Annotated in this window: 1 protein-coding gene; it reads right to left on the bottom strand. The window is 56.9% G+C overall.

Going from position 1 to position 576, the window contains the following annotated elements; genetic code table 11:
• A partial coding sequence (locus tag C482_RS21445; RefSeq protein WP_006165778.1) for an NHL repeat-containing protein occupies window positions 1-576 on the bottom strand: 576 nt, incomplete at both ends.

The raw sequence follows: 576 nt of genomic DNA, 5'->3' as shown, positions 1-576 counted from the left end.
GAGTCGGTCATTTCGATGATCTCCATCGTACCGTAGCTGAAAGTCACCTCCTCGCCCCGGATCGCATCGTACATCAGGGTGCTTGGCATGTAGTCGTCAACACCGTGGAACATCGACGGCATTACGAGTTCCCGGAGGCCGTGGGAGGTGTTAAGCGACGTAGTTGACCGGCCGCTCGACGATACTGTGGTGATGGTGTCATCGTAAGCCGGCACCGCAAGGCCGTAGTCGGCAGGTAGTGCAGTAACCTGGCTGGCACCAGACGCGTGTGCATCACGAGTCCAGAGGTGTTCACCGTCGGAATCGTACGCATGGATCGGGTAATCGTCCGTATCCGCATACGAGAAGACATACACCCTTGACTCATGGGCAGCGAGCGTGTCGGGTTCGGGCATCTCAGCGAACACACTCGATTCTTCAGAATCGAGGTCGTAGACGAGCACCTCGCCGACATCACGGTCACTAACATACACAGTGGAGTTGTCGCCGAAATCGATTCCGCGGGGGTGGTCGTCGGTGAAGCCCTCTACAACATGGAGTTCGTCGCCAGTCTCGAAATCCAAGATGTAGAGGTCC

The organism is Natrialba chahannaoensis JCM 10990 (assembly GCF_000337135.1).
GTDB classification, from domain to species: Archaea; Halobacteriota; Halobacteria; order Halobacteriales; family Natrialbaceae; genus Natrialba; species Natrialba chahannaoensis.
This window is presented reverse-complemented; position numbering and strand designations above follow the sequence as displayed.